This is a genomic window from Halomicrobium sp. HArcht1-1 (assembly GCF_058933285.1).
This window is the reverse complement of sequence record NZ_JBZYDL010000003.1, coordinates 13688-40296: the sequence shown is the minus strand read 5'-3', so window position 1 is coordinate 40296 and position 26609 is coordinate 13688. Positions and strand designations below refer to the sequence as shown.

The following is a 26609-nucleotide window of genomic DNA, read 5'->3' as shown; positions in this document are numbered from 1 at the left end:
CCGCCCATGCCGTGAACGACCATGCCGCCAGCGAAGTCAGCAGTGGCGCAGCAGCTGGAAGGCCCGCGAGGAGCCCGCCGTCGTACCACGACATCCCGCTGACCACCGGGTATCACTGCGGCGATGAGGACCGTGTACGTGATGTACGCGCGCGCGGAGCTTGCGACCGGCGACGGCCCCGGAGACGATCGTCGCCGCCGTCATCGCGAAGACGGCCCCGAACAGCCACGTCACCCAGCCCGACGAGCTACCGTTCATCTGCCAGGAGAGTCCGGCACCGCCGACCAGTCCCTCGACGGTCGCCCCGACGAGGAAGAACAGTGCGACGCCGACACTCCAGGTCAGGAGGTTCTTCGTCAGCTGGTTCGCGACGTTCTTCGAGCGCACCTGGCCCGCCTCCAGCATGGCGAAGCCCGCGTGCATGAAGAAGATCAGGAACGTTACCACCAGTACCCACAGGAGGTTGACTCCCTCGACAATCGTTTCTGGGCTCGACTGTAGTAGTTCGTACGTCATTGTTTTGGATCGTGTTTGAATTGCGTTTGAATGTCCAGCTTTATCTCCACAGCACCCGTCATCGTCAACTTGCTCACGGAAGTGGTCTTGCCGTAGCCCTACATAAGGATTTGCTTTACAATAACAGAGATAGGAGGGTGTTGCGTAGACGAGCGTCCAGATTAAGGTATGATATTATCGATATAAGGTTGTATTCCGTCCAGAAAACCGCCGCCTGTCCGCCCAGATTTCGAACGTTCGTCAACCGGGAGAACGGCCGATTCCGCTGCTTCGAGGAATTTCGCTCGCGCGCACCCACCGACAGCAGTGTCGCCACGTCGGTCCCCGAGAGTCGTGACGTGGCGCGTCGGCGCTGCTCGTCCGGGCTCACGACTGGGGTCGATCGGGCTCGCGGTCGAAGACCGACAGGATCGGCGTCGTCGCGGGGAGATGCGGAGCAGGTACTGTCGTCGGGCAACTCGACGACGACCGTCTCGGTGCCGAGCAACCGATCGAGGAGCGTCCGTTCGATCCGAACGGCCGTCTCGTCCCAGGGCTCGACGCGCCACAGCGAGACGCCGAACAGCCGGTCGTACGCGACGAGGGCACGCTCGTCCTGGGCAACGCGGTACTCGAGTGCGCCGTATCGCAACAGGTGATCGACGGAGACGAGTGTCAGTGGAACCGCGACGGCCAGCGCGACCAGGAGTCCGACGACGGACCAGGCGCTGCCGAAGGCAAACAGCGCCGCGACGGCCAGCAGAAAGACACCGAGAAACGCGACCCCCTGGTGCTGGGAGGCGCAGCACGCCCCGAGGACGCGACCCGCGAGCGTCGGTCGAACCCGGTCGGCCGCGTCGGCGGGCACACCCGCGACCGACTGGGGTTCCGACGGGGGCTGACACCCGTACGTCTCGTCGTACGAGACGAAGTAGACGGCGAGTCGGTCGCTGTACACGCTCAGGAAGTCAGAGGCGAACTTCAGACCGATAATCGCGAGCAGCAGCGCCGGACCGACGGCAGTGGGGTCGAGCGATCCCAGCGTCGTGTCGGGTCCAGCGGTGACGAGACCGACCATCGTGAGCGTGAATATACCGGCAAAGAACACGGTAAAGATGCGAAAGACGACACCGCTGATGGCGGTCTGAGAGTTGTGGTTCCGGTACTCGCCACGCAGGAAGTAGGTCCGTATCGTCGACACACCGGTCGTACAGAGGATCGCGAGCGTGGCCAGGGTCACGCTGGCGATCGTGTCGTCGTCGAGCGCCGACGTGCCCAGTGGGCCGACGAGGAAGGCACCGGCGAACAGCCAGACCCCGGCGACGACCAGCACCGCGATCGGGAGGGTCAGCAGCGTCACGACGTGGATCTGGAGGGCGGTCCACGGAACGTCGAGCGTCGGCCGGCGCTGTGCCACCGCTCCGATCAACAGCCCGTCGGTGTCGATCTCGGGCGGGCGGGCGGCAAACAGCGCACGCACGAACGCCCACACCGCGTCGACGGCGAGTTCGAACCAGTAGAGCACGAGGAGGGCGGCGACGTTCCACTCGAAGGCGACGACGCCGACGACCGGCACGGCGTTGGTGAGGGTAATCTCTGCGAGTTCGAGCCGACGGCTGTCCGTCGACGGGACGATCCGGCGGAGGGCGACCATCTACGCGTCGGTAGCGACGCTCGGTAAATGAATGGCCCGGTAGCCCGCCGTCCGATCTGGACCCACGGCCGTGTCACGGAAAGGGAGAGCTGGCGAGTGCGGCGACCACACCGCCCGGCGACCTCGAGAAACGCTGGGCGATGTCCTCGGCGAAGTAAGTGAGGATGAGGTCCGCGCCGGCCCGCTTGATCGAGAGCAGCGACTCGTGGGCGACCGCGTCGAGGTCGAGCCACCCCTCTCGCTGGCGGCGTGCAACATCGCGTACTCGCCGCTGACGTTGTAGGCGGCGACGGGGTGATCGTAGGACTCGCGGATCTCCCGGACCACGTCGAGGTAGGGCAGCGCGGGCTTGACCATCAGCACGTCCGCGCCCTGCTCGACGTCGAGGGCGACCTCCCGCATGGCCTCGCGGCCGTTCGCGGGGTCCATCTGGTAGTGTCGCCGGTCGCCGAAGGCAGGTGCGCCGTCGGCGGCGTCGCGGAAGGGACCGTAGAACGCCGACTCATACTTGGCCGCGTAGCGATCGGCACGTCCGAGAAGCCGTCGTCGTCGAGCGCCTCGCGGATCGCCCCGACCATCCCGTCGGTCATGCTGGAAGGCGCGACGACCATGTCTGCTCCCGCGCGAGCGTGCGAGACCGCCGTCTTCGAGAGCAGTTCCAGGGTCGGGTCGTTGCGGACCGTCAGCGTCGGGTCGTCGGCCGCGCCCGCCTCGACGATCCGCAGTGGCCGTGACTGGTGTACTCACAGAGACACACGTCAGTGATGACGTAGGCGTCGGTCTCGTCGGTGATCGACCGGACCGCGCGCTGGACGACGCCGTCGGTCGCCCAGGCTCGCGAGCCGCGTTCGTCCTTTGTCTCGGGAACGCCGAAGACGATCACCGCCTCGACGCCGGTCGCCAGCACCTCGACGCGGTCGACGGCCGCCTCGACGGGAACGCGTTCGTGACCCGGCATCGTCTCGATGGGCACCCGCTCGTCGGTGGTGGCGTCGACGAAGATCGGCGCGATCAGGTCCGCTGGCGAGAGCGGTCTCGCTGACCAGCCCGCGGACGCCGTCGGTCCGGAGCCGGCGAGGTCGGCGTGTCGGTTGCATACGAGGGTCTCGGTGGCTCGGCCCAATGAAGTCACCGCTCCGAGTGGCCCGGCGGCGCTGGTCTGTCGATCCCGGGCGAACGTTTTCGGTCGCGTCGCCCGAACGGCGAGCTATGACCGCTGGCACCGTGACCGTCGCGGGCAGCGCGCTCCTGCTCGCCCTCGGCGTCCTGATCAGGTTCGGTCGCGTGACGACTCTCATCGCGGGCGTCGGCCCCGACGACAGCCCGGAGCCGTCGGTGGTCGACGCCGTCGGCACGTACACGATCCTCGTCGGTCTCGACGGGCGCGATGGCCGTCCTGACCCACCGGCGGCGCGACCGACAGGCTCTGGATCGCCTACACCGCGGGGATCGTCGCGAGTGTCGTCGCACTGATCGTCTGGGTGAACCGCGCGGACGACGGGTAACAGAAAGCATTTGCACCGCAGGATCGTTGCCCCTGTCGAATGGCCTCTCTGGCGTTCCCCGCACGCTCGCGGCTCCGGACGTGGGCCGAGGAGTACGGCCTGCTCGCGATCGCGCTCTCGTTCGTCGTCCTGGCGGGAGCCGGTGTGGCGCTGTTCGTCGTCGGCGACGAGCAACTGGCCCGCGAGCTGATCCAGCGGTACGGGCTCGCGGCGCTGCTCGTGATCTTCGTCCTCGAAGGCGCGATGTTGCTGTACTTCGCCCCCAGCGAGGTGCTCGTCCCCGCCGCCATCGGCGCGCTGGCGACGACCGACGCAGGCTACGACTGGGGTGCGATCGTCGCCATCTTCGTGGTGGCCGTCGTCGGGGCGACGGCGGGCCAGACGGCCCTGTTCGTGCTCGCTCAGCGGGGCGGCCGCGAGTGGCTCCTGCAGAAGCCGTGGTTCCGCGTCAGCGAGTCGAAGCTCGACCGCTTCGACGGCTGGTTCGATCGCTGGGGTCACGCCGCCGTCCCCGTCAGCAACGCGCTCCTGTTCACCCGCGGCATGTTGACGGTGCCGGGCGTCGCCGAGATGCGCGTCCGACGGTTCGCCGCGCTGTCGGCCGCCGGGACGCTGGTCTTCGAGACGTGGCTCGCGGTCTCGTTTTACTACCTCAACGAGGCCGGCTTCCTGTGGTTCCTGTGATAGACCGGGCGACGACGAACTGGTCGGCTAACAAAGGTAAAGTGTCTCTGCGCTGGAGGTACGGGTATGAGCAACACGGACCTCGACGACGTGGACAGGGCGATCCTGTACGCGCTGCAGGAAGACGCCCGCGACATGTCGTCGGGGGACATCGCAGAACGAACCGGCACCTCGGACAGCACGGTCCGCAAGCGCATCCAGCGCCTCGAAGGCGACGAGATCATCAAAGGGTACAGCGCCGAGGTGGACTACCAGGAGTCGGGCTATCCGCTCCGCATGCTGCTTTTCTGTACCGCGTCGATCCCGGAGCGGGGCGAGATCGTCCCGGAGATCCTGTCGATCGACGGCGTCGTCTCCGTCCAGGAGCTGGTCACCGGCGAGGAGAACCTCCTCGTGACGGTCGTCGGCGAGTCCGACAGCGACATCACGCCGGTCGCACAGGAGCTGCTCGACATGGGCGTGACGGTCGCCGACGAGGTGCTCGTTCGGAGCCACGAGACGACGCCCTTCGGCGAGTTCGACCCGGAAGACAGTTAACAGATCACGCGCTCGACGTCCAGCGCGGTCGCGCGCCGGACGACGCTCTCGACGGGATGGCGTGAGCCGGCCAGATTGTCCGAGTCGCCGTCGAGGACGGTCAGGGCCGCCCGCTTGCCGGGCGCGACGACGCCACAGTCGAGGCCCGCGATCTCGGCCCCGGCCGTCGTCGCCATCCGCAGTACCTCGCGGGCGCTCACGTCGAACTGCCTGACCGTGTACGCCATCTCTCGGAACATCGACGGCGGATTCAGCATGACGTTGTCCGTCCCGAGCGCGACGGTCGTGTGATCGAGCAGGTCTCGAATCGGCGGTCGGCCGACGCCGAGGACCGTGTTGGCGCGCGGACACACCGCCACCGGAACGGACTGCTCGGCGACGCGTTCGAGGTGCTCCCCGGCGTGGACCATGTGGACGAGCAGGTCCGGCTCCAGATCGAGCGCGGGGTGGATGTCCGTCTGATCCGGTTCTCCGGCGTGAATGGCGAAGGGGACGCCCCGGTCGGCCGCTGCATCGCGCTGTGGCCCGAAGTCGTCGTCGTTGGCACCGCTGGCTCCGAAGCCGTCGGCCACGTCGAGGACCGACGTCCCCGCTCCCGAAGACGAACGGATCGATCGACAGCGGCTCGGCGGCTCACGGAGCGTCCGCGCGCCCTCGATGCCGAACTCCCGGAAGTCCAGCGTCGAGACGGTCCCGGTCCGCTGCATGAATCGAAGCGTCCGGCGCATCGCGGTGACGAGCTCGGTCCGGTCGGCTTCGGCCAGTCGACGGTGTTTCAGGCTGTCGGGCGGTGCGACCGCCGCCGCTTCGAGAGCCCGACGGCGGCGTCTTTCGCGACCGCGTCCCCGAGGTGGGTGTGCGCGTTGACGAACGCCGGCAGGATGATGTCCGTCGACGCGGTGTCGGTCTCTTCGATCGCTCGATCCGGCCGTCTTCGACGACGACACGACCGGTGACGGGTTCGAACGACTCACCGACGAGAACGGTTCCCTCTAACGCAGGCATACCCGTGGTGATGGACAGAGAACGATATGGTTTTCTATACGCGATATTCGAACGATCCGGTAGCGTTATGGGCCGGCGTGGGCAAGCCGACGGCAACGCGGCGGAAAACGAGAGCGGTCTCCGCGACGGTGACAGTGTGTGAGAAAACCGTCGGTACCGTGCTCGAAGCGCTCGAAGAACGGCGATTTGGGGCCGATCCGGGCGAGGGATCTGGCGGGCGACTGGCCCTCGTCGTCTCGTGTTCGATGGCCCGCGGTGGCGTTCAGGTGACTCTCAGAGGGGAGACCATCACGTTCTATAATCTACTTCTTCCAGAACGATCTGGTAGTATAGATAGTTTTAATAGACAGTCTGTTCGTACATCTGGGTGAAGATGACCGATCGCTGTGATCGCGTGTGCCACGCGGGGGTGATCGGTCGGAGACGGACCAAACGATGACCGGACAAACGCAGACGACGACCGTAGGACAGCTACCGACGCCAGACGGCGAGGACTCGCGCGTCGCGGCGACACTGACGCGACTCGTGTGGGTCCTCTGTGTCGCGAGTATCGGCGTGTTGGCGCTTCGGCTCCGGGGCGGCGGACCCTGGGAACTCGACGGTCTCGTCGCGGTCGACGGCCTGACCGCCGTGATGTGGGTGACGGTCACCTTCGTCAGCGGGATCGTCCACAGCTACTGCGCCGCTACATGGCCGGCAACCGGACGATCGATCGCTTCTTCGGGCGCGTGTTCGCGTTCACGCTGATCGTGATGGTCCTGGTTGCCGCCGACGCCCTCGCGCTGTTCGTGGCCGCGTGGCTGGCGATGGGGCTGGTGATGGCCGACCTGATCGGCCACGTCGACGAGTGGCCACAGGCACGGGCCGCCGCCGCGCTCTCGCGCCGGTACTTCCTGGCCAGCACCGCCGCGCTCGCGGTCGCGCTCGGAACGCTGTGGTGGCACACCGGCGCGACGACGGTCTCCGGCGTCGCGTCGGCGCTGGGCGAGGCCTCTGGGACGGTCGTGCTGTTTGTGGCGACCGCGCTCGTGCTGGCGGCGATGATCCAGTCCGCGCTCGTCCCGTTCCACACCTGGCTCGTCTCGTCGATGACCGCACCGACGCCAGCCTCCGCACTGATGCACGCCGGCTTCGTCAACGCCGGTGGCGTCCTGCTGGTTCGCTTCGCGCCGGTGATCACCGTCGACAGCGCGTTCATGCTGGCCGTCGCCGTCGTCGGTGCGACCAGCGCGCTGTCGGGAAAGCTCCTGAAGACCGTCCGCACGGACGTGAAAGGGAAGCTCGGCTGTTCGACGGTCGGCCAGATGGGGTTCATGATCATGCAGGCCGGCTTCGGTTCTTCGGGGCCGCCGTCACGCACCTCATCCTGCACGGGTTCTACAAGGGCTACCAGTTCCTGGTTCTCGGGAGTCAGGTGGCCCACGAGAGCCCGAAGTCGACGACGGCGACCAGTTCGGCGGGACCCCTCGGCGCGGTCGTGGTCGCCGCCACCGCACTGGCCGGCGGCGTCCTGTTCGCCGCGCTCACCGGGAAAGGGACGAAGCTGGACAGCGGGCTGGTGCTCACGCTGCTGGTCGTGCTGACGGTGCTTCACGCCGCGCGCGATCTCGTCACGCGGTCGGCGCTGCCCGCGTCGGTCCGGTACGGAGCCGTCCCGCTGGTAGCGTTGCCGGCGATCGGGATCTACGCCGCCGTCTACGGGACGATCGAGGGACTGCTCGGCGGACTTCCGGGGTCGGAGCGACCGCGGAGCTGACGGTGGCCCACGGACTCATCGCCGCCGCGTTCGTCGCCACCTACCTCGCGATCGAGCGCGGTGCCTACAAGCACAGCCAGCGCCTCTACGTGGTGCTTTTGAACGCCACACAGCCACCGTCCGAGACGCAACTGACCGCGACGGAGGAGTACAATGAGTACTGACGACGCGATCCACGAGAGTATCGAGACGGCAGCACAGACGGTCGGCTCCCGCTGGCCGTTGCACTCGTTCGTGACGGCCAACCCTCTCTGGCTTCGAGGACCAGCCCTTCCACGAGGCCGTCGCGGCCGCAGCAGACACGCTGGGGAGCGACGGCTACCCCGACGCCGACGTGTTCCGCCGCGCCTGGGAGGACGGACGGATCGACCCCGACGTTCTCCGTGATACGTTGCGCGAACACGGGTACGAGAGCGAGCCCGAGGCGACGCTCGACCGCATGGCAACGGCGGAGCGGGCCGAGGCGACCGAGACGGCGACCGCAACCGACCGGGTCGACGCGGTGCTGACCAAGTGGCTGTCGGCGTTCCTCGATCAGGGACAGGCCAAGTGGCCGATGCCGGAACGCGAGGACGGCTTCTACGACGCGTTCCGCGCCGTCGCTCGCCACGACGGGGAAATCCCAGACGCCGAAGCGATCGCCGAGCTTCCGGACCGTCCGCTGGACGCCATCCGAGAGCGCTCGTGAACGATCCCGTCGGAGAGTGGCCGGAGATCTTCGAGTTCCACCTGGCCGCGCTGCCGGGCTGGACCGGCCTGCTCAAGCAGCGGGCCGACGACGGGGACGCCTGGCAGTCCGCGTACCCGATCACGCTGGCCGGCTACCTGGCGGTTCGCCTGACGCTGGTCGACCTGTTCGACGCCCCGCGCACGCCCGAAGAGGCAGACGGAGACGACGCCACGGCCGACGGAGCCGTCCCGCTCCCCGAGGTCTGGCTGACCGCCTGGGAAGCGACCTACCGCTCGGCGCTCGTCGCGGAGCCACCGACGCCAGCGAGTCGGTCGCAGCGACCGACGAGGGGGACAGACCGGACGCACAGCCGTCTTCTGTATCGACACGCGCTCGGAGATCATCCGCCGCCACGTCGAGGCCGCTGGCGACTACGAGACCCACGGCTACGCCGGCTTCTTCGGCGTCCCGATGCGCTACGAGGGCCACGACGCAGCGGTGACCGTCGACGCCTGCCCGCCGATCCTCGACCCACAGCACCGCATCGCGGATCGCCCCACGGACGGCGAGGGGTCGCGCCACGCCGAACACGACCGCTGGACGGCGATGCGCGAAGCCGCCGAGAGCGTGATCGGGCGGCTCCGCTCCAACGCCGCGACGGCGTTCAGCTACGTCGAGAGCACCGGCGCGGGGTACGGAGCCGCACTCGCGGCCCGGACGCTGGTCCCCGGACGCGTCCACGACCTGGTTGACGCCGTCGACGATCGCACGCCCGACGACCACGCTGTCTGGGAGCCGGCCGTCGATCACGATCCCGACCACGCCCACGAACTCCCGGCGGGGCTGACAGTCGAGGAGAAGACCGAGTACGCCGCGACGGCCTTCGAGTTGATGGGGTGGGAGCAGTTCGCCCGTCTCGTCGTGTTCACCGGCCACGCGAGCCAGACGGCGAACAACCCCTTCGACGCCAGCCTCGACTGCGGTGCCTGCGCCGGCAATCCCGGCGGCCCCAGCGCCCGCGTCCTCGCCGCTCTCTGCAACGACGAGGCCGTCAGGGAACGCCTGCGTGACCGTGGCATCGACGTGCCCGAGGACACCTACTTCCTGGCGGGCGAGCACAACACGACCACCGACGAGATCGAGCTGTACGCGGACGCCGTCCCCGAGAGACACACGCCGAGGACGTACGACAGCTCCGTGCGGACCTCGAAACCGCGCGGGCCGGCGCGGCCGCCGAGCGCGCCGACGACATGGGTGCAGACGGCGACGCAGGCCGTGAGACGCACCGCCGCGCGGCCGACTGGGCAGAGACGCGCCCGGAGGGTCTGGCGGGCAACGCTGGCTTCGTCGTCGGCCCGCGGGAACTCACCGACGGGCTCGATCTGGACGCCCGCGCGTTCCTCCACTCCTACGACTGGACGACCGACGAGGGCGACGCGCTCGAAGGCATTCTGACCGGGCCGATGGTCGTCACCCAGTGGATCAACGCCCAGTACTACTTCTCGACGGTCGACAACGCCGTCTTCGGCAGCGGCTCGAAGGTGACCCACAACCCCGTCGGCAACGTCGGCGTCTACCAGGGCAACGGCGGCGACCTGCTGACCGGCCTCCCGCTGCAATCGCTGATGGCTGCCGACGACGAACCGTACCACCAGCCGCTCCGCCTCTCGACGGTCGTCCACGCGCCCGTCGAACGCGTCACCGACGTGCTCGCCGACAACCCTCGGTGACGGAGCTACTGGACAACGACTGGCTCCACCTCACCGTCGTCGACCCCGAGCAAGAGCACCGCGCGTTCCACTACACCGAGGACCTGGAGTGGACGCCAGTCGACGAGCAGGCACCGACGACCCCGGAACAGACAGCCACGGCGACGCCCTCGACGGCCGACGACTGATCTCCCGTCCGAGCAGCTACCGGGGCTGTCGACTCGCTCGGCGACCCACTCGGCGGCGGTCTCGACCGCCTCCGGGTCGGTCCCCGACACCTTCACCCGCCCGTCTGCCTCCCCGTGTGCCGGATAGCTGCCGACCGCCACGTCGAACCGCTCGCGAACGCCCGCGAGCACGTCCTTCAGCGCGCCCTCGGGCGTGGCCGTCGGGACTCGGCGACCGCGTCGCCGCCGAAGTCGTCGGCGACGCTGTCGAACATCGCTTGCAACTCCTCGGGAAGCCGGGGAAGACGTAGACGTTCTCGACCACGCAGCCGGGGTTGAAGCTGGCCGCCGTCTGGAGCGGGCGGGCGTCTGCGGGAAGCGCGGCCGTCTCCGCGAAGTCCAGATCGAAGTCGTGTTCCTCGTAGCGTTCTGGGTTCTGCTCGCGGTACTGACGAGCCTTCTCCTCGACGCGCTCGCGCACGTCGGGCTGGACGGTCATCTCGCGGTCGAAGGCGTCGGCGACCGCTTCGAGAGTCACGTCGTCGGGCGTGTCGCCCAGGCCGCCCGTGACGATCACGGCGTCGAAGGCGTCGGCCCACTCCCGGACGTGGCGGGCGATCAGCGCCCGGTCGTCGGGGATCGTGAGCATCCGCGTGACCGTGGCCCCGCGCTCGGTCAGCTGGCGGGCCAGCCACCCGGCGTTCGTGTTCTCCGTGTCCCCGAAAGGATCTCGTCGCCGACGGTGATGAGCGCGACCTGCATCGGGCCGTCGTAAGATCCTCGGGAGGTAAGTGTTGGCGACGGTTACGCCGCGCTCTCGGCGGCGATGGCTTCGGCCAGCAACTCGGTGAGGCCGACGATCTCGATGTCGTCCTCGTAGTCGCCGGTCTTGCGGCCGTCCTCGTACATCGTCATGCACATCGGGCAGGCGACGACGAAGCGGTCCACGGCCGAACCCGCTTCGGTGTCCTCCAGGGCCTCGCGCAGGCGCTCCTCGCTGGGTTTCTCCTCTTCTTCGAGGTCCATCCAGAGGCCGCCACCGCCCCCGCCACAGCAGAAGGAGTCGTCGCGGTTGCGGGGCATCTCCACGCGGTCGACGCCGGTGGCGTCGATCGCTCCCCGCGGGGCCTCGAACTCGCCGTTGTACCGCCCGAGGTGGCAGGGGTCGTGGTAGGTGACGGTGTCTGTGAGCGTCGCGGGCACGGCCAGTCGCCCGGTCTCGACGAGGTCGGCGACGACCTGCGTGTAGTGGGCCACGTCCGCGCCGTCCCACTCGCAGGCCTCGAACTCGGGGTACTCGTGTTTGAACGTGTTGAACGAGTGTGGGTCCGTACAGACGATCCGGTCGAACTCGCAGTCCTGGATGGCGGCGGCGTTGTCCTCGACGAGCATCTCGTAGAGCCCCTCCTCGCCGACGCGGCGCACGTCGTTGCCGTCGGTCTGCTCGTCCTCGTAGAGGATGCCGTAGGAGGCGTCGCTGGCTTCGAACACGCGGGCCAGCGCCGTCGCGATCTCCTGGTTGCGGTCGTCGTAGCTGGGTAGTCCCCGACGTACCAGAGGTAGTCGACGGGCTCGTCGCGGGCGTCGGGCACGTCGAACTCGAGGTCGTCGGTCCAGTCGGGCCGCTTGCGCTCGGGTTCGCCGAAGGTGTTGCCCTGCTGGAAGACGTTCATCATCGCGTCCTGGACGTGTTCGTCCATCTGACCCGACTCCGTCAGCCGGCGGTTCATCTCGGTGAAGTGGGTGAGGTGTTCGATCTCGACCGGACAGGCGTCCATGCAGGCCATACAGGCCATACAGGACTCCATCGTCGCGCTGTCGATGACTGACGTGCCTCCATCAGCGATAATGTCGACGGCCTCGCCGCCGTCGTCCCGATCCTCGCGGTACTGTTTCAGGTCGAGGATCACGTCGCGGGGATCGAGCGGTCGCCCCGATTCCTTGGCGGGGCAGGCCGAGGAACAGCGCCCACACTTCGTGCAGGCGTCCTGGTCGAGCAGCTGTTTCAGGAGAAGTCGTCGATCTCGCTGGGGCCGATCTCCTCCGGGCTGGCGTCGGCGGGGACGCCGGGGAGTCGCTTGCCGGCCTTCTCGTCGCGAGTGACGACGTTGGCGAACGACGACAGCATGTGGAAGGGCTTGGCGTAGGGGACCCAGGCGACGAACGCGAGCGCCAGCAGCGAGTGGCTCCACCAGATCACGGGGTAGGCAGCGGTCGCCATCTCGGGGGTGACACCGGCGGCGGCGAGCCACTCCTTGCCCGCCCAGCCGACGAAACTCCACGTCTCGAAGCTCACGTCACGGACCGCACTCGTCCCGAGGATGCGGACGGCCTCGGTGACGTACCCGCCGACGCCGAGCAGGAAGAGGACGCCGAGGAAGTAGTCGTCTTCCCGAGAGGTGTGGCGGCCGTGGAGTCGGTCCGTCCGGCGGCCGTACCGCCGCCACATCGCGACGCCGACGCCGACGACGAACAACAGCCCCATCGCGTCCATCACGAAGGAGTACGAGAGATAGAAGTCGCCGACGAAAAAGGACTCGCCGGTCAGGGGCCGGTAGAGGTCCATGTCGATGCCAAGGATAGTCGTCCCGATCAACAGCGTCAGAAAGCCCCAGAAGACAAGCGTGTGCATCACGCCCGCGACGAGGTCGCGGTCGAACTGCTTGGCGTTTGTCAGCGCGAGGCGCGCGCCCGAGAGGATCCGCGAGGGGAGCGCGTCCAGACGCGGGAACGGCTCGTCGCTCCCGCGCGTGTAGCGGGTGATACGCTCGTACACGCCGAAGGCGAACACGAGCAACGCCAGCGCCGCGAGGTAGTAGAACACCGCCTTTCCGACCGGTCCGATCTGCCAGAAGGTCGGTCTGGTGGTGGTCTGGAGTGGAACTGTCATGTGCTACCACGAACCGGGAGCCGCTTAAATTTTGCTCCGAACCCGCGCCGTCTTGCGGGAATGATACAACTGTTTTGAGTTGTCTGCCTCGTCGGCGATCGCGGTCTTGCCACGTCGTCGACAGGTATAAACGGTAGAAGGCACAGACGTACGGTCCGATGGACGAGAAAACCGAGGAACTCCGTGACATCTTCGTCGACGTAGCGGGCGAGGACACCGTCACCGAGCGCCAGGAGGACGGCCACGGCTCGCTACTCTCCGACGAGGGGGGGCGTCGAAGAGCGCCTGCTGACAGTGATCGACCGCCTGCGCGAGCGCTTCGAGGTGGACACGCCGCTGTCGGACGAGGCACTCGTCACGGTCGTCCGTCGCTACTACGAGGGCGACGACGACGCGGCCATCGCCGACGCCGTCGACGCCGACACCGACGTGGTCACCCGTGCCCGGATCGACCTCCACCTGCTCCGAGACGAGGACACCGACGCACCGTTCGACCTGGCGCGACTGCGCGAGGGCGACACCGCCGAGACCGTCCGCGAGGCGTTCGATCTCACGGAAGCCGAACTGGCACGCTACCGGCGCGTCGTCACCGCCCAGACCCGCGCCCGGCAAGTCAGCGGCCGCTTCCAGAGCGAGTACGAAGACGTGCTCCACGACGCCGGGATCGGGACGGTCCTGACCGACGGCGTCCGTGACGACGGCCTCGGCGAAGCGACCGAAGACATCGGCTCGCTGGAGGAAGACGCCGACGTGGACTTCTAGTGCCGTCTGTGACGATCCCCACCGATCGCGAGCGACGTGTCGCCAGCCGAATCAGCCGTGAGCGACCACGTCGACCGTCTGATCGGTACGAACCGTCACGTCGTAGCCGGCGTACGCGAACGTGAGCACGCCGAGCGTCTGGCGACCGCTGAACAGCGCGTCCAGCGCGTCCGGGTCGACGGCTTCGTACAGCGGTGGGAGTTCCATCACCGGCTGTCCAGTGTGTGAACTGACCGCGCGGACGATCGCGGTGCTTGGCTCCCACTCGTCGTCGATTTCGACGCCGTTCCCACGTTCGGTCGCTGCCATGTTTCATAAAAGTCAACACTAATTAATAAAAGTTCGTCAGACATTTCAACAGATTGTACAGACGGGTCGGTGTCCAGACACCCGGCAGAAGTGTCAGGCTGAGAGTCAATCGGCAGTATCAGTCGCTCGCTGCGGACTGACCGCTGTCGGCGTCGGTCCCCGACGACAGCGGCGTCCGTTCGACGACGGTGCCGTCGTAGGTCGGGTGTTGCCGCGGAGTATGGTTTCCGCCTCGGGTTTCCTCGTTCGCTTCGCTCACTGCGGCGAACCCCTCGGCGCAAAAATCTACGCTAAAGGCTGCAGCCTCGTTACACTCGGCTGCAAGGAACCGGCGACTCCGTCGCCGGACAGACTCAGTCTCCAGCCGCCGACTGCCCGCTTCCCGACTGCCCCGACGACAGCGGCGTCCGTTCGACGACGGTGCCGTCGTAGGTCGGGTGCTGTTCGACGATCTCGCCGTTGGGCACGTCGCCGTCCTCGACCATCTCCTCGAGGAGCCACCAGGCGAGTTCGACGTGCTCCGATTTCACGGCGTAGAACTCCTTGGGCACGCCCAGTTCCTGCAGGCGGTCCTCGCCGACCCAGGTCTTGCCGTAGACGAGCGTGCCGTCGTCGGTGATCTCGTCGAACTCGCGGCCGATGTTGCGGGCCATGCGCTTCATCCGAGAGCGGTGCTGGGCGGCGTCTTTGAACACGGAGGTACAGAAGTAGACCTTCTCGTGGTCGCCCATCGTCTCCAGGATCTCGTGGCTGCCTTCGACGGCGCTCATGTGGCCTTCCTTGCGCTCGAAGCCCTCCTCTTGCATCCGGCGGAAGTTTCCGTCGGACATCTCGAACTCGTTGATGTTGCAGAACTCCGCCGCACCCTCGTCGAGAAAGTCGAGGAACTCCGTTTCGGCGCGGATGCCGGGGATCTCGAAGGCCGGCGTGAGACCCTCCTCGCGTGCGATGTAGAGGATCTCCTCCCACTCGGTGCCATGCAAATCGCCCCACTGTTCGAGGGGCGGGTGAAAGCGGATCTCGTCGAGGCCGGCCTCGCTGAGGCGGCGCATGTTCTCGCGCCCGCCCGTGATCCCCGTGTAGAGGTGCGTGTGGTGGTCCTCGCCGAACTCGTCTTTCAGCAGTTCGAGGTAGTGACAGGTTCGGTCCAGCGCCTCCTGGGGCTCGCCACCCGTGATGGAGGTCCCCAGCGCGTCCATCAGTTTCGCCTCGGCGATCACGTCCTCGTCGGACTCGACGGGGCGCTCGTTTGCGTACACCTGGTCGACGTTCTTGCGGTTCTCGCCCAGCGGACAGTAGAAGCAATCGCGCTGGTCACAGTAGCCGTAGACGAACATGACCATCTTCCCGCCCTCGGCACACTGTTCACAGCCCTTGGAGATCATTCAGTGTCCGGTCTTGTTCGTCCAGCGGCAAAAAGCGTCCGAAACGCGATCGCAGCGCCTCGGTCTCGTACCCACTCGTAAGTACCGGCCGTCCGTACGGAGCGTATGGCCACTCGCTCGCGGCGTGGGCTCGCGATCGTCTTCGCCGTCGTCTTTCTCGACCTGCTGGGGTTCGGGATCATCATCCCGATCCTGCCCTACTACACGCGAACGTTCCCCGGGGCACGGAGTTCGTCATCGGACTGCTGGCGGCCTCGTACTCGCTCATGCAATTCGTCTTCGCCCCACTGCTGGGCTCGCTCTCGGACCGGATCGGCCGCCGCCCCGTCATCGTGGTGTCGCTCGGCGGATCGGTGATCGCCTGGACCGTCTTCGGGCTGGCCGACGCGCTGTGGCTGTTGTTCGTCTCGCGCATGCTCGCAGGTGCGATGGGCGGGAACCTCTCGACGGCACAGGCCTACGTCGCAGACGTGACCCCGCGGGAGGAGCGAGCGAAGTCACTGGGCCTGCTCGGGGCCGCGTTCGGACTGGGCTTTATCTTCGGTCCCGGAATCGGCGCAGTGTTGAGCTTCGACGGCGTCGTCGCCGCCGTCGACAGCCTCGTCCCGATCGTGGCTATCACCCGCTTCTCGCTGCCGAGTTTCGCCGCCGCCGCGGCGAGTCTCTGTGGCGTCGTCGTCACGGTGTTGTTCCTGCCGGAGTCGCTGCCGGCCCCGCCCGCGGCGACGAGACCACACGGCGGCCGTCCCAGATCGCACAGTTGCTGACGGCCGTACAGACGACCGGGTTGCGAGAACTGCTCGCCGCGTTCTTCCTCGTCTCTTTTGCCTTCTCGGGGTACAGATCATGTTCATCCCGTTCGTGGCCGACGTGTACGGCTACACCGCGAGTCAGAGCGCGCTCTTGCTCACGTACATCGGAGTGCTGTCGGTCGTCGTCCAGGGCGTGTTGATCGGGCGGTTGACGGCGCGATACGCCGCGGTGTCGCTGACAGTCGGTGGGACCGCGGTACTCGCAGTTGGCGTCGGGCTCTTGCCGTTCACGAACTGGCTGGGAGCCGGCGTCTTCGATCTGACCGGCGTCGCACCGTTTCTCACCGGGGAAGCTTGCTGGCACTGCTGGCGGTGCTGACGCTGCTGCCCCTTGGCAACGGCGTGTTGTCGGTGACGCTGACGACGATCGTCTCCCAGCGGGCCTCCGCCGCGACCCAGGGAGCGCGTTCGGGCTGACACAGGGAGCCGGCAGCCTCGCGCGGACGGTCGGGCCGATCGTGATGGGCGGACTCTACACCGTGGTGGGCTACTGGTCGCCGTTCGTCGTCGGCGCAGTCTTGCTCGTCCCCGTCGGAGTGTTGGTCCTCCGTCTCGGGAACGCTCCGGAGCCGCCCGAGCCGCGGCCGGTCGATCCGGGACACGTCCGCTGAGACCGCCGGCTGTCACCGCTGTCTGACAGAGCCACGGTCGAAAACGCAGCACAGTACCGTTCGATAGATCGATACCTGGGCGTATACCCCAGATATGTCCAGATATCGACTTATTTGTAGCCGAACTTTGGTAGTTTGATGACAGAATGATTGTTTACACGTAGAAGAAATTACTTCCAAATGCAGAAGGACAGATACGACAACATCGAGAGAATTTTCAGGTTCCTCTACCGCGAGTGTCGCAGAGAACGGTCGAGTGTGGCGGCGTCGCGGGCCGCGTTACTCGCTACGAGCGACGAGTTCGATCTCGACGCCGATGTCGATTGGGAGGCGGGACACTTCCATGGCCGCGCGGGCCGGGTACGGCTCGGACATGTACTCGGCGTACACTTCGTTGACCGCGTCGTAGTTGTCCATGTTGGTGACGTAGACGTTCGTCTTCAGCACGTCGTCGAGCGACGCGTCGGCGGCCTCCAGGATCGTCTCCAGATTTTCGAGGGTCTGTGCGGTCTGCTCTTTGATGTCCTCGGAGACGACCTCGCCGCTCTCGGGGATCGACCGGCCCCTGGCCGGAGACGTAGATGCGGTCGCCGTCCTGCATCGCCTGGGAGAACGGTCCGATCGCGCTCGGTGCGTCGTCCGTATGGATTTCTCGCATACCAGAAGCCAGTCACAACGCGACATTGAATCTATCGATCTCGTCCGGTCGGGGGCTCGTCGGCCTGGTATATCTCGTTCTCGAAGGACATCGGCAGGCCGCTCGTGAGCCCGCCGTCGACGACGATGTTCTCGCCGGTGATGAAGCCGGACCGCTCCGAGGCCAGGAAGAGCGCGGTGTCGGCGACCTCGTCGGGACGACCGAACCGACCCAGCGGGTACTGGTCGAGCCAGCGATCTCGGGCGCTCGTCTCCGCGGCCCGCTCGTCGGTGTTTTCCATCTCCTTCTCGCGGCTCTCGGTCTCGATCGTGCCCGCCGAGAGGACGTTCGATCGGACGCCGTACTGGCCGTAGTGGGTCGCGATGTTGCGCGAGAGCGCCAACAGTCCGCTCTTGGCCTCGGAGTAGCCCGAGAGCCCGATGCCGAACAGCCCGTTGACCGAGCCGACGTGGACCATCGAGCCGCCGCCGGCCGCAGTCATCGCCGGCAGCGCCTCCCGAGCCAGCAGATAGGGGCCCTTCAGGTTGAGTTCGAGCATCCACTCGAAGGTCTCCTCGTCACAGCGGTGGAGCAGATCCGCCGACTCGGCGGCACCCCCGGCGTTGTTGACGAGCACGCGCAGATCGCCGAACTCCTCGATCGCGACGTCGACGAGATCCCGCACCGCGTCGGGGTCGGTAACGTCACACTCGACGGGGACGACCCGACCGTCGTGGTCTGCCGTGAGCTGTTCGGCGACCGGAGCCACGTCTTCGTAGGATCGCGAGCAGATCGCGACGTCGCCGCCGGCCTCGGCGAAGGTCGCGGCGATCTGTCGCCCGATGCCTCGTGACGCGCCGGTCACTATCGCTGGTCGGTCCGCGAGGGACAACTCGATCATATCGATCCGATACACGGTCGCGGGTCCCAAGAAGGTTCCCCGGCGGCGGGCCCCGACGGGAGCAGAGCGAACGACGATCTGTCGACGACGACAGCTATCGGACGCGGTACTCCTCGACGGTGTCGAGATCGACGTCGATCCCGAGGCCGGGGTCGTCCGGCACGGTCATCCGGCCCTCCTCGACGGTGAAGGGGTCCGCGATGACGTCGTCTTCCCAGCCGTAGTAGGTCGTGTCCGGCGGGAGGGAGAATCCGGGGATCCCGTGGACCGCGTGCAAGATCGCGGCCGTCCGGATCCCGAGGTCGAACGCGCAGTGGTGCGTGTAGGGGACACCGGCGTCCTCGACGATGGCCGCCTGCTGGCGCAGTCCCGCGATGCCGCCCGCCGGAGTCAGATCGAGGACCGCCACGTCCATCGCGCCGGCCTCGACGAGCGAGCGGAGATTGTTGGGGATGTACGTGTCCTCGTTGGGAGCGATCGGCTGGCGCAGACGCTGGCGCAGCGCCGCCAGCGAGTCGTGGGCGTTGACGCGGATGGGCTGTTCCATGTACTGCAGGAAGATGCCGGACTCTTCGAGTGCGGCCCCGACGCAGACCGCCCTGATCGAGCGACCAGCCCTGATTGGGGTCGAGTCGGAACTCCAGTTGCCCGTCGACCTCGTCGTGCATCGCCTGGATGCGGGCCACGTCCTGTTGCCAGTCACGGCCGGCCTTGGTCTTGAGGACGGAGAAGCCGGCGTCGAGGGCCTCCTGGGCCTTCACGCGGGACTCTTCGGGCGAGAGGATACCCAGACAGAAGGCGAACTCGACGGCGCGGTCGTCGGCGGCGTCGGCACCACCAGCGGCGGCGTTCATCGCGGTCGTCTGGTACGGTGCGGTCGCCCCGCCGAGCAGTTCGAAGACCGGCTTGTCGAGTGCCTTGCCGGCGATGTCCCAGCAGGCCGTCTCGACGGCGGCGAAGAACAGTTCGATGTTGGTGTACTCGATGAACACCTGTCGGCGGAGCCGTTCGACCTCGAACGGCGACTGGCCTTCGATCAGCGGACCGATTCCGTCTTCGATGATCGACTCCGTGGCCGCCGGTGAGAGGAAGGTCCGCATCTCGCCCCAGCCGGCGATGCCCTCGTCGGTGTCCACGCGGACGAGGACACGTTCCATCGATTCGACGCGGCCGTGGTTGGTCACGTACGGACCGATCCCGAGACGTTCCTCGAGGTCCACCAGCGGTACGTCGACAGTCGTCGCTGTCACGTCGGTGATCTCCATGCTCACGTGTGCCAGCGGAGCCACAATGAACGTATCGGCTCTGGCCGAGGAGAGAAAGGGTGGGGACGTTACTCCTTGACCGCGCCCGCAGTCATGCCCGCGACGATGTACTCCTCGAGGAAGGCAAACAGGACCAACAGCGGCAGGATGCCGATCACGGAGACCGTCAGCATCATCCGCCAGTCGGTCTGGAGTGCCCCGACCATCGAGAACACCCCGCGTGGGATGTTGTACTTCCCCGCGTCGGTGAGGAAGGTGAGCACGAACAGCAGTCGGTTCCACGCGTAGAGGAACGTGTAGGTGATGCTCGCGACCAGCGCGGGCTTGGTCAGCGGGAGCACGATCTTGGTGAGGATCTGTCGCTGGCTGGCCCCGTCGATCCGGGCCGACTCCTCCAGTGACTCCGGTATCGTCTGGAAGTACCCGTACAGCATCCAGACGTTGAACGGCAGCGTGAACGCGGCCGCCGGGATGATCACCGCGAGGTACGTGTTGTAGATCCCGAACTGGGTGATGACGTCGAACAGGCCGACGATCAGCACCACCGGCGCGAACATCTGCACGACGAGGACCGCCAGCAGGAACGATCGCTTGCCGACGAAGTCGTTGCGCGCACAGGAGTACGCCGCCGGGATCGCCAGCAACAGCGTCAGCGCGACGGTCCCCAGCGAGATGAGGAAGCTGTTACCGACCCACAGCAACACGTCGGTCTGGCCCCAGACGGCCAGATACGACTGGAAAGACAGGTCCGCGGGGAACAGCGTCGCCGGACTGGAGAAGATCTCCGACTCCTGTTTGAGCGTACTGGAGAACATCGCGTAGAAGGGGAACATCATGATCCCCAGCAGCGCGATCAACACGCCGTAGAGGCGGACTTTGCGGAGCTGGCTGCGCTCCTGGCCGGCCATCATAGTTCGTCACCTCCGCTGGTGTAGATCCGCAGGTAGATCACGGCAAACACCAGCAGGAACAGGAACCCGACGACGCTGTAGGCCGCGCCACGGCCGAGGTTCCCGTTTTGCAGCCCGACCTGGTAGATCCAGATCACGAGCGTGGACGTGGTGTTGATCGGCCCGCCGCCGGTCATCGTCCAGATGGTGTCGAAGCTGACGAACGTCCAGATCGTCGACAGCAGCGTCGCGATCAGGATGACGCTCTTGAGCTGTGGGATCGTGATGTAGCGGAACTGCTCCCACTTCTCCGCGCCGTCGATGGCTGCGGCTTCGTACAGCTCCTCGGGGATCGACTGGAGCCCCGCGAGGAAGATGATCGCCATGAACGGCGTCCCGATCCAGATGTCGGCCACGACGACGCCGAGCCAGGCGATCTCCGGGTTCCCGAGGATACCGATCCCCTGATCGATCACGCCCAGCTTGATCAGGATCGCGTTGAGGTAGCCGTACTGGGGGTGCTCGATCCAGCGGAAGACGACCGCCGAGATCGCGTAGGGAATCCCCCACGGGATGAGAAACGCCGTCCGGAAGAACTTCCGGCCCTTGATGTCACCCTTGAGGTGAACTGCGATCAGCAGGCCCAGCAGCGCCTTGCCGGCGACGCCGACCAGCACCCAGCGGCCGGTCTGCCAGAGCAACTGATAGAAGATGTCGCTCTGGAAGATCTCCACGTAGTGCTGGAAGCCGACGTACGTCTCGATCGTCGAGTCGGCCGGTGACTCGTAAAAAGACAGCCGGAACGTCTCCAGGATCGGCCACCCGACGACGCTCAGCAGGAAGATCGCGGCCGGCGCGATCAGGAGATACGCCTGTCTGTGTTTCCACAGGTACTGCAGTCCCCGTTCGAAACGGGAGTCGGCCGGCGACTCCGTGTACTCTTCTGCGACGCCCATCTGTTATTGCATCATCTCTTCGAGGTCCGCCTGTGCGTCGTCCAGGGCCTGCTGGGGGGACTTCTGGTCGCCCAGCGCTTCCTGGATCGCCTGGACCATGCGGTTGTTGAACTCGTTGAAGTTCGAGAGCTTCGGCCGAGCACGAGCGTACTGACCGGCCTCGATGAACGGTGCCCAGTTCTCCGAGTCCTGGAAGTAGTCACGCTCGCCGACCGCCTCGACCGTCGGCATGAACCCCTTGCTGCTTGCGTACTCGAAGTGGCGGTCCTCGTCGAAGTAGAACCGCAGCAGATCTCGCGCGAGGTCCTCGACTTCCGTCTGGGCGAAGATCGAGATGCCGTCGATGGTGTTCAGGCTGTAGCGGCCAGCGGGTCCCTCGGGCACCTGTGCGATGCCGTAGTCGAAGTCGGCGTCGCTGTCGTCGATGTTGATTCCCGTATAGACGTGAGCAATGACCATGCCCAGCGAGCCCGACTCGAACAGCTGGCGGATGTCCTGGCGCGTCGAAGACAGCGGCGAGGACTGGGTGACGCCGTGTTCGAGGTGCAGGTCCGAGTAGAAGCTCAGCGCCTCGACGCCCTCGTCGGAGTTGACGACCGGCTGGCCCTCGTCGTCGATCAGGTCCGCGCCGTGAGACCAGTGGTAGTGGTAGTACTGCGAGCCGGTCTCGATGGCGTCGGCACCGGCCAGTCCCAGTGCGGGGGTGTCGGTCTCCTCGGTGATCGTCTGGGCCGCCGAGAGCATGTCGTCCCAGGTGTCGAAGCAGGGGTCCTCCGGGTCGAGGCCCGCCGCCTCGAACACGTCCTTGTTGTAGTAGAAGCACTTGTTCGAGGCAGCCCACGGAGCGGCGTAGTACTCGCCCTGGTACGTACAGCCGTCTGCCATGCCCTGGTAGAACTGGTCGCCGAACTCGCCTTCCATCATGTCGGTGATGGGGACGAGCGCTTCCTTGCCGACGAAGCAGGGGGATCCAGCGGGCCGGCCAGCGAGCCACGTCGGGTGCCTCGCCGCCGTCGACGCGGTTGTTGACCGTCTGCTGAGCGTTGTCCCAGGTGACGCTCGTGAAGTCCATCGTGACGCCGTACTCCTCTTCGAAGGCCGCGTTGTTCTTCTCGAAGAACTCGGCGATGTTGTCGCCGACCCCCATCGTCAGGAACTGGATGGTCTGCTGGTCGCCGCCGTCTCCGCCGTCGCTTCCACCGTCGCCGCCGTCTCCGCCGTCGCCGCCATCGCCGCCGTCACCGCCGCCGTCGCCCATACAGCCGGAGATGGCGATGAGGCCGCCGGCACCGATGGCTTCGAGCATTCGTCGTCGGTCGATACGTCCGTCGGAAAGTGAGTCTGGTTGTTCGCTCGGCATCTGACAGCATTGTTCACTCGATAGTATATAAATCCGCCGATTTATCAGGGTCGATTATTAAAAACAACGGCCAACAATCGGTCACGCGTTGTGTTCGTGGATCGCGACCAGCAAGGCGGCGAGTTCGCTCGTGACGGCGTCGTAGATTCGAGCCCCCTTCTCGGCGCTGGCGAGTTCCGGCGCGCCGATGGCACCCGACTCGGAGTACTCGTCGAAGGACCGATACACCGAGACTGGACCGCCATCCAGGAGGTCGCCGCCGCTCCACTCGTAGTGTTCGTCCCAGAGAGTGCCCTCGCGCTTCGCGGCGTCGGCGACGAGGTCGGGCCGCAAGTGGAGCATCAACGAAGTCTCGTACTCGCCGCCGTGGGCCATCCCGCCGTCCTCGCTGTCTCGCAGCGCTCCCACCTCGTCGGTGGCCAGCGTGAAGTACGTCGTCCCGAGGACCTCGGCGTCGGTCTCGGTGCCGACGGTGCTGACGACGGCGTCGACGAGCGCCGCGTTGCCGCCGTGGCCGTTGACGAAACAGACGGCGTCGAAGCCGTTCTGGATGCCAGTCAGCGCTACGTCTTCGAGCACCGCACGGAGGTGGTCGAGTTCAAGCGACAGCGTCCCACCGAACGAGAGGTGGTGGGGCGAGAAACCCGTCCAGACCGTCGGGGTCACGAGGACGGGAACGTCAGCGCCCGTCTGTTCGGTGCCACCGTGGACGACCGCGTCGACGAGGATGGTGTCCGTCGCGACCGGGAGGTGGTGGCCGTGCTGTTCGATGCTCCCCACCGGGACGACGAGGACCGAGCCGTCGCTGTCGGCGACCTCGCGAATCTCGGCGTACGGCTTGCCGGCCCACTCGCTGTCGGTCGCGCCGATTGAATCGTAGAGCATGCTCAGGCTGTCGGGATCGCTTCGGGTTCGTCGTCGATCGGGACGCGATCACCCGTCTCGTCGAAGAAGTGGATGTCTTCGATGTCGAAGCCCAGCGAAACCGTCTCACCGGGATCGGGGTGGTACTCGCTGTCGACGCGGGCGATGATCTCGCCGTCGCCCTCGGGCGGGTGCAGATAGAGGAAGTTGTCCGAGCCCATCGGCTCGACGACGTCGACGACGGCTTCGAGGTGGCCCTCGTCGGTGCCGACGGTCAGGTCCTCGGGGCGGACGCCGAGAGTGTAGGCACCGGCGTCGAGAGACACCCCGAGCGTCGTCTCGAACCCGTTGCCCGAGAGGTGGACGCCGTCGCCGCTTTCGGTCACGTCGACCTCGAAGAAGTTCATGCTCGGCGAGCCGATGAAGCCCGCGACGAACTTGTTGTTCGGGCGGTCGTAACACACCTCCGGCTCGGCGATCTGCTGGAGTTCGCCGTCGTTGAGGATGGCGATGCGGTCGCCCATCGTCATCGCTTCGGTCTGGTCGTGGGTGACGTAGATCGTCGTCACGCCAAGTTCCTCCTGGATGCGCTGGAGTTCGGTGCGCATCTGGGTCCGGAGCTTGGCGTCGAGATTCGAGAGCGGCTCGTCCATCAGGAACACGTCGGGGTCTCGGACGATGGAGCGTCCCAGCGCCACGCGCTGCTGCTGGCCGCCAGAGAGTTGCTTGGGGAGCTGATCGAGCAGCTCCGGAATTTCGAGGAGATCGGCGGCGTCGTTCACCCGCTCGTCGATCTCGGCGTCCTCGTACTCATCGGAGAGACGCAGCCCGAAGGACATGTTTTCCCGAACGCTCATGTGGGGATACAGCGCGTAGTTCTGGAACACCATCGCGATGTTGCGGTCCTGTGGCCGGACATCGTTGACGACCTGGTTGCCGATCTCGATCTCGCCCGAGGTGATCGTTTCGAGCCCCGCGATCATCCGGAGCGTCGTGGACTTCCCACAGCCGGACGGACCGACCATCACGAGGAATTCCCCGTCCCGGACGGTGAAATCGATCTCCTTGACCGCTAGAAGATCGTCGTACACCTTTGTGACATCAGAGAGACGTACCTTGCTCATGGCGACGTACACCACCCTGCGTTACTATGGTTAAAAAAATCTATCGGCGGGTTCCGGTGAGCGGCCGCGTACGTGCCAGCACGCGGCGAAACGGGAGGAAAGCCGCCTGTCGCCGCATGAGATCTACCGACAAACACATATTTGACAATGACAAACTTTACAACCGGTGAAGTGGTACAGAGTGACATGACGAACGACCGGACGCCACGGCGAATCCAGTCGGTGGAACTGGCGTTCGACATCCTCGAAGTGTTACGCGATTCGGGAGGCGCGACGAGACCACACGGCGGCCGTCCCAGATCGCACAGTTGCTGACGGCCGTACAGACGACCGGGTTGCGAGAACTGCTCGCCGCGTTCTTCCTCGTCTCTTTTGCCTTCTCGGGGGTACAGATCATGTTCATCCCGTTCGTGGCCGACGTGTACGGCTACACCGCGAGTCAGAGCGCGCTCTTGCTCACGTACATCGGAGTGCTGTCGGTCGTCGTCCAGGGCGTGTTGATCGGGCGGTTGACGGCGCGATACGCCGCGGTGTCGCTGACAGTCGGTGGGACCGCGGTACTCGCAGTTGGCGTCGGGCTCTTGCCGTTCACGAACTGGCTGGGAGCCGGCGTCTTCGATCTGACCGGCGTCGCACCGTTTCTCACCGGGGAAGCTTGCTGGCACTGCTGGCGGTGCTGACGCTGCTGCCCCTTGGCAACGGCGTGTTGTCGGTGACGCTGACGACGATCGTCTCCCAGCGGGCCTCCGCCGCGACCCAGGGGAGCGCGTTCGGGCTGACACAGGGAGCCGGCAGCCTCGCGCGGACGGTCGGGCCGATCGTGATGGGCGGGCTCTACACCGTGGTGGGCTACTGGTCGCCGTTCGTCGTCGGCGCAGTCTTGCTCGTCCCCGTCGGAGTGTTGGTCCTCCGTCTCGGGAACGCCCGGAGCCGCCCGAGCCGCGGCCGGTCGATCCGGGACACGTCCGCTGAGACCGCCGGCTGTTACCGCTGTCTGACAGAGCCACGGTCGAAAACGCAGCACAGTACCGTTCGATAGATCGATACCTGGGCGTATACCCCAGACATGTCCAGATATCGACTTATTTGTAGCCGAACTTTGGTAGTTTGATGACAGAATGATTGTTTACACGTAGAAGAAATTACTTCCAAATGCAGAAGGGCAGATACGACAACATCGAGAGAATTTTCAGGTTCCTCTACCGCGAGTGTCGCAGAGAACGGTCGAGTGTGGCGGCGTCGCGGGCCGCGTTACTCGCTACGAGCGACGAGTTCGATCTCGACGCCGATGTCGATTGGGAGGCGGGACACTTCCATGGCCGCGCGGGCCGGGTACGGCTCGGACATGTACTCGGCGTACACTTCGTTGACCGCGTCGTAGTTGTCCATGTTGGTGACGTAGACGTTCGTCTTCAGCACGTCGTCGAGCGACGCGTCGGCGGCCTCCAGGATCGTCTCCAGATTTTCGAGGGTCTGTGCGGTCTGCTCTTTGATGTCCTCGGAGACGACCTCGCCGCTCTCGGGATCGACCGGCCCCTGGCCGGGAGACGTAGATGCGGTCGCCGTCCTGCATCGCCTGGGAGAACGGTCCGATCGCGCTCGGTGCGTCGTCCGTATGGATTTCTCGCATACCAGAAGCCAGTCACAACGCGACATTGAAT

14 protein-coding genes and 12 pseudogenes are annotated in these 26609 nt (G+C 66.1%); 8 read left to right on the top strand and 18 right to left on the bottom strand.

Annotated elements, in window-relative coordinates; translation table 11 throughout:
* Positions 1-36 precede the first annotated feature (36 nt).
* The 3 genes and pseudogenes from AC5FRZ_RS16540 to hemB form a co-directional block, all read right to left on the bottom strand.
* On the bottom strand, positions 37-516 hold the full coding sequence (locus AC5FRZ_RS16540) for a hypothetical protein (RefSeq protein ID WP_493565146.1): 480 nt from the start codon (positions 514-516) through the stop codon (positions 37-39).
* Between the two features lie 115 nt (positions 517-631).
* A complete protein-coding gene (locus AC5FRZ_RS16535) occupies positions 632-2149 on the bottom strand; it encodes a DUF6498-containing protein (protein ID WP_493565145.1) in 1518 nt (505 codons plus the stop codon).
* A 73-nt stretch (positions 2150-2222) separates the two neighbouring features.
* Positions 2223-3246, bottom strand: a pseudogene (gene hemB / locus AC5FRZ_RS16530) (porphobilinogen synthase).
* 112 nt (positions 3247-3358) lie between these two features.
* Here hemB and AC5FRZ_RS16525 point away from each other — a divergent pair.
* From AC5FRZ_RS16525 to AC5FRZ_RS16515, 3 genes are all read left to right on the top strand, one after another.
* Positions 3359-3622, top strand: coding sequence for a hypothetical protein (locus AC5FRZ_RS16525; protein WP_493565144.1), 264 nt, complete (start codon positions 3359-3361; stop codon positions 3620-3622).
* A 71-nt stretch (positions 3623-3693) separates the two neighbouring features.
* The gene (locus tag AC5FRZ_RS16520) at positions 3694-4338 is read left to right on the top strand and encodes a DedA family protein (RefSeq protein WP_493565143.1); all 645 of its coding nucleotides are present in this window, start codon (positions 3694-3696) and stop codon (positions 4336-4338) included.
* 66 nt (positions 4339-4404) lie between these two features.
* Positions 4405-4875, top strand: a complete 471-nt coding sequence (locus AC5FRZ_RS16515; RefSeq protein ID WP_170093031.1) for an Lrp/AsnC family transcriptional regulator — start codon at positions 4405-4407, stop codon at positions 4873-4875.
* On the opposite strand, the pseudogene AC5FRZ_RS16510 reads toward AC5FRZ_RS16515, so the two are convergent.
* Positions 4872-5880, bottom strand: a pseudogene (locus AC5FRZ_RS16510) (amidohydrolase family protein). The gene AC5FRZ_RS16515 and the pseudogene AC5FRZ_RS16510 overlap by 4 nt on opposite strands.
* 435 nt (positions 5881-6315) lie before the next feature.
* Between AC5FRZ_RS16510 and AC5FRZ_RS16505 the strand changes: the two are divergent.
* Positions 6316-7800, top strand: a pseudogene (locus AC5FRZ_RS16505) (proton-conducting transporter transmembrane domain-containing protein).
* Positions 7790-10203, top strand: a pseudogene (locus AC5FRZ_RS16500) (DUF2309 domain-containing protein). The pseudogenes AC5FRZ_RS16505 and AC5FRZ_RS16500 overlap by 11 nt, the downstream one beginning before the upstream one ends.
* A 21-nt stretch (positions 10204-10224) precedes the next feature.
* Here the strand turns inward: AC5FRZ_RS16500 and AC5FRZ_RS16495 are convergent.
* Both AC5FRZ_RS16495 and AC5FRZ_RS16490 read right to left on the bottom strand, forming a co-directional pair.
* Positions 10225-10944 (bottom strand): annotated as a pseudogene (locus AC5FRZ_RS16495) (competence/damage-inducible protein A); the annotation flags it as partial.
* A 42-nt stretch (positions 10945-10986) separates the two neighbouring features.
* Positions 10987-13072 (bottom strand): annotated as a pseudogene (locus tag AC5FRZ_RS16490) ((Fe-S)-binding protein).
* A gap of 294 nt (positions 13073-13366) precedes the next feature.
* Between AC5FRZ_RS16490 and AC5FRZ_RS16485 the strand changes: the two are divergent.
* Positions 13367-13834: a conditioned medium-induced protein 4 gene (locus AC5FRZ_RS16485; protein ID WP_493565142.1), complete on the top strand. Its 468-nt coding sequence runs from the start codon at positions 13367-13369 to the stop codon at positions 13832-13834.
* Between the two features lie 51 nt (positions 13835-13885).
* On the opposite strand, the gene ddfA is transcribed toward AC5FRZ_RS16485, so the two are convergent.
* The 3 genes from ddfA to AC5FRZ_RS16470 all read right to left on the bottom strand — a co-directional run bounded on the left by ddfA (position 13886) and on the right by AC5FRZ_RS16470 (position 15528).
* Positions 13886-14143, bottom strand: a complete 258-nt coding sequence (gene ddfA, locus AC5FRZ_RS16480) for a DdfA family disk-determining factor (RefSeq protein ID WP_493563653.1) — start codon at positions 14141-14143, stop codon at positions 13886-13888.
* Positions 14144-14261: 118 nt separating this feature from the next.
* Positions 14262-14402: a hypothetical protein gene (locus AC5FRZ_RS16475; RefSeq protein WP_493565148.1), complete on the bottom strand. Its 141-nt coding sequence runs from the start codon at positions 14400-14402 to the stop codon at positions 14262-14264.
* A 94-nt stretch (positions 14403-14496) separates the two neighbouring features.
* Positions 14497-15528, bottom strand: a complete 1032-nt coding sequence (locus tag AC5FRZ_RS16470; protein ID WP_493563654.1) for a radical SAM protein — start codon at positions 15526-15528, stop codon at positions 14497-14499.
* A 105-nt stretch (positions 15529-15633) separates the two neighbouring features.
* On the opposite strand from AC5FRZ_RS16470, the pseudogene AC5FRZ_RS16465 reads away from it, so the two are divergent.
* Positions 15634-16951 (top strand): annotated as a pseudogene (locus AC5FRZ_RS16465) (MFS transporter).
* A 279-nt stretch (positions 16952-17230) separates the two neighbouring features.
* Here AC5FRZ_RS16465 and AC5FRZ_RS16460 read toward each other — a convergent pair.
* The 8 genes and pseudogenes from AC5FRZ_RS16460 to AC5FRZ_RS16425 all read right to left on the bottom strand — a co-directional run bounded on the left by AC5FRZ_RS16460 (position 17231) and on the right by AC5FRZ_RS16425 (position 24948).
* Positions 17231-17609, bottom strand: a pseudogene (locus AC5FRZ_RS16460) (Rid family detoxifying hydrolase).
* 31 nt (positions 17610-17640) lie between these two features.
* Positions 17641-18489 (bottom strand): SDR family NAD(P)-dependent oxidoreductase, encoded by an 849-nt coding sequence (locus tag AC5FRZ_RS16455; protein ID WP_153552027.1) that lies wholly within the window; start codon positions 18487-18489, stop codon positions 17641-17643.
* 94 nt (positions 18490-18583) lie between these two features.
* Positions 18584-19754 (bottom strand): annotated as a pseudogene (locus tag AC5FRZ_RS16450) (mandelate racemase/muconate lactonizing enzyme family protein).
* 68 nt (positions 19755-19822) lie between these two features.
* On the bottom strand, positions 19823-20665 hold the full coding sequence (locus tag AC5FRZ_RS16445; protein ID WP_493565141.1) for a carbohydrate ABC transporter permease: 843 nt from the start codon (positions 20663-20665) through the stop codon (positions 19823-19825).
* Complete coding sequence (locus AC5FRZ_RS16440) at positions 20662-21600, bottom strand: carbohydrate ABC transporter permease (RefSeq protein WP_493563656.1); 939 nt, start codon at positions 21598-21600, stop codon at positions 20662-20664. The genes AC5FRZ_RS16445 and AC5FRZ_RS16440 overlap by 4 nt, the downstream gene beginning before the upstream one ends.
* A gap of 3 nt (positions 21601-21603) precedes the next feature.
* Positions 21604-22906: pseudogene (locus tag AC5FRZ_RS16435) on the bottom strand (ABC transporter substrate-binding protein).
* 135 nt (positions 22907-23041) lie between these two features.
* Positions 23042-23845 carry a creatininase family protein gene (locus tag AC5FRZ_RS16430; protein WP_170093044.1) on the bottom strand — a complete coding sequence of 268 codons (804 nt, stop codon included), beginning with the start codon at positions 23843-23845 and terminating at the stop codon, positions 23042-23044.
* Positions 23846-23847: 2 nt separating this feature from the next.
* Positions 23848-24948 (bottom strand): ABC transporter ATP-binding protein, encoded by a 1101-nt coding sequence (locus AC5FRZ_RS16425; RefSeq protein WP_170093045.1) that lies wholly within the window; start codon positions 24946-24948, stop codon positions 23848-23850.
* Between the two features lie 278 nt (positions 24949-25226).
* Here AC5FRZ_RS16425 and AC5FRZ_RS16420 point away from each other — a divergent pair.
* Positions 25227-25920 (top strand): annotated as a pseudogene (locus AC5FRZ_RS16420) (MFS transporter); the annotation flags it as partial.
* 279 nt (positions 25921-26199) lie between these two features.
* On the opposite strand, the pseudogene AC5FRZ_RS16415 reads toward AC5FRZ_RS16420, so the two are convergent.
* Positions 26200-26578, bottom strand: a pseudogene (locus tag AC5FRZ_RS16415) (Rid family detoxifying hydrolase).
* Between the last annotated feature and the right edge of the window lie 31 nt (positions 26579-26609).

Coding starts and splice junctions, on each gene's coding strand:
- AC5FRZ_RS16540 (WP_493565146.1), bottom strand. CDS start 516: ATGACGTACGAACTACTACAGTCGAGCCCAGAAACGATTGTCGAGGGA.
- AC5FRZ_RS16535 (WP_493565145.1), bottom strand. CDS start 2,149: ATGGTCGCCCTCCGCCGGATCGTCCCGTCGACGGACAGCCGTCGGCTC.
- AC5FRZ_RS16525 (WP_493565144.1), top strand. CDS start 3,359: ATGACCGCTGGCACCGTGACCGTCGCGGGCAGCGCGCTCCTGCTCGCC.
- AC5FRZ_RS16520 (WP_493565143.1), top strand. CDS start 3,694: ATGGCCTCTCTGGCGTTCCCCGCACGCTCGCGGCTCCGGACGTGGGCC.
- AC5FRZ_RS16515 (WP_170093031.1), top strand. CDS start 4,405: ATGAGCAACACGGACCTCGACGACGTGGACAGGGCGATCCTGTACGCG.
- ddfA (WP_493563653.1), bottom strand. CDS start 14,143: ATGGCAGCGACCGAACGTGGGAACGGCGTCGAAATCGACGACGAGTGG.
- AC5FRZ_RS16470 (WP_493563654.1), bottom strand. CDS start 15,528: ATGATCTCCAAGGGCTGTGAACAGTGTGCCGAGGGCGGGAAGATGGTC.
- AC5FRZ_RS16455 (WP_153552027.1), bottom strand. CDS start 18,489: ATGATCGAGTTGTCCCTCGCGGACCGACCAGCGATAGTGACCGGCGCG.
- AC5FRZ_RS16445 (WP_493565141.1), bottom strand. CDS start 20,665: ATGATGGCCGGCCAGGAGCGCAGCCAGCTCCGCAAAGTCCGCCTCTAC.
- AC5FRZ_RS16440 (WP_493563656.1), bottom strand. CDS start 21,600: ATGGGCGTCGCAGAAGAGTACACGGAGTCGCCGGCCGACTCCCGTTTC.
- AC5FRZ_RS16430 (WP_170093044.1), bottom strand. CDS start 23,845: ATGCTCTACGATTCAATCGGCGCGACCGACAGCGAGTGGGCCGGCAAG.
- AC5FRZ_RS16425 (WP_170093045.1), bottom strand. CDS start 24,948: ATGAGCAAGGTACGTCTCTCTGATGTCACAAAGGTGTACGACGATCTT.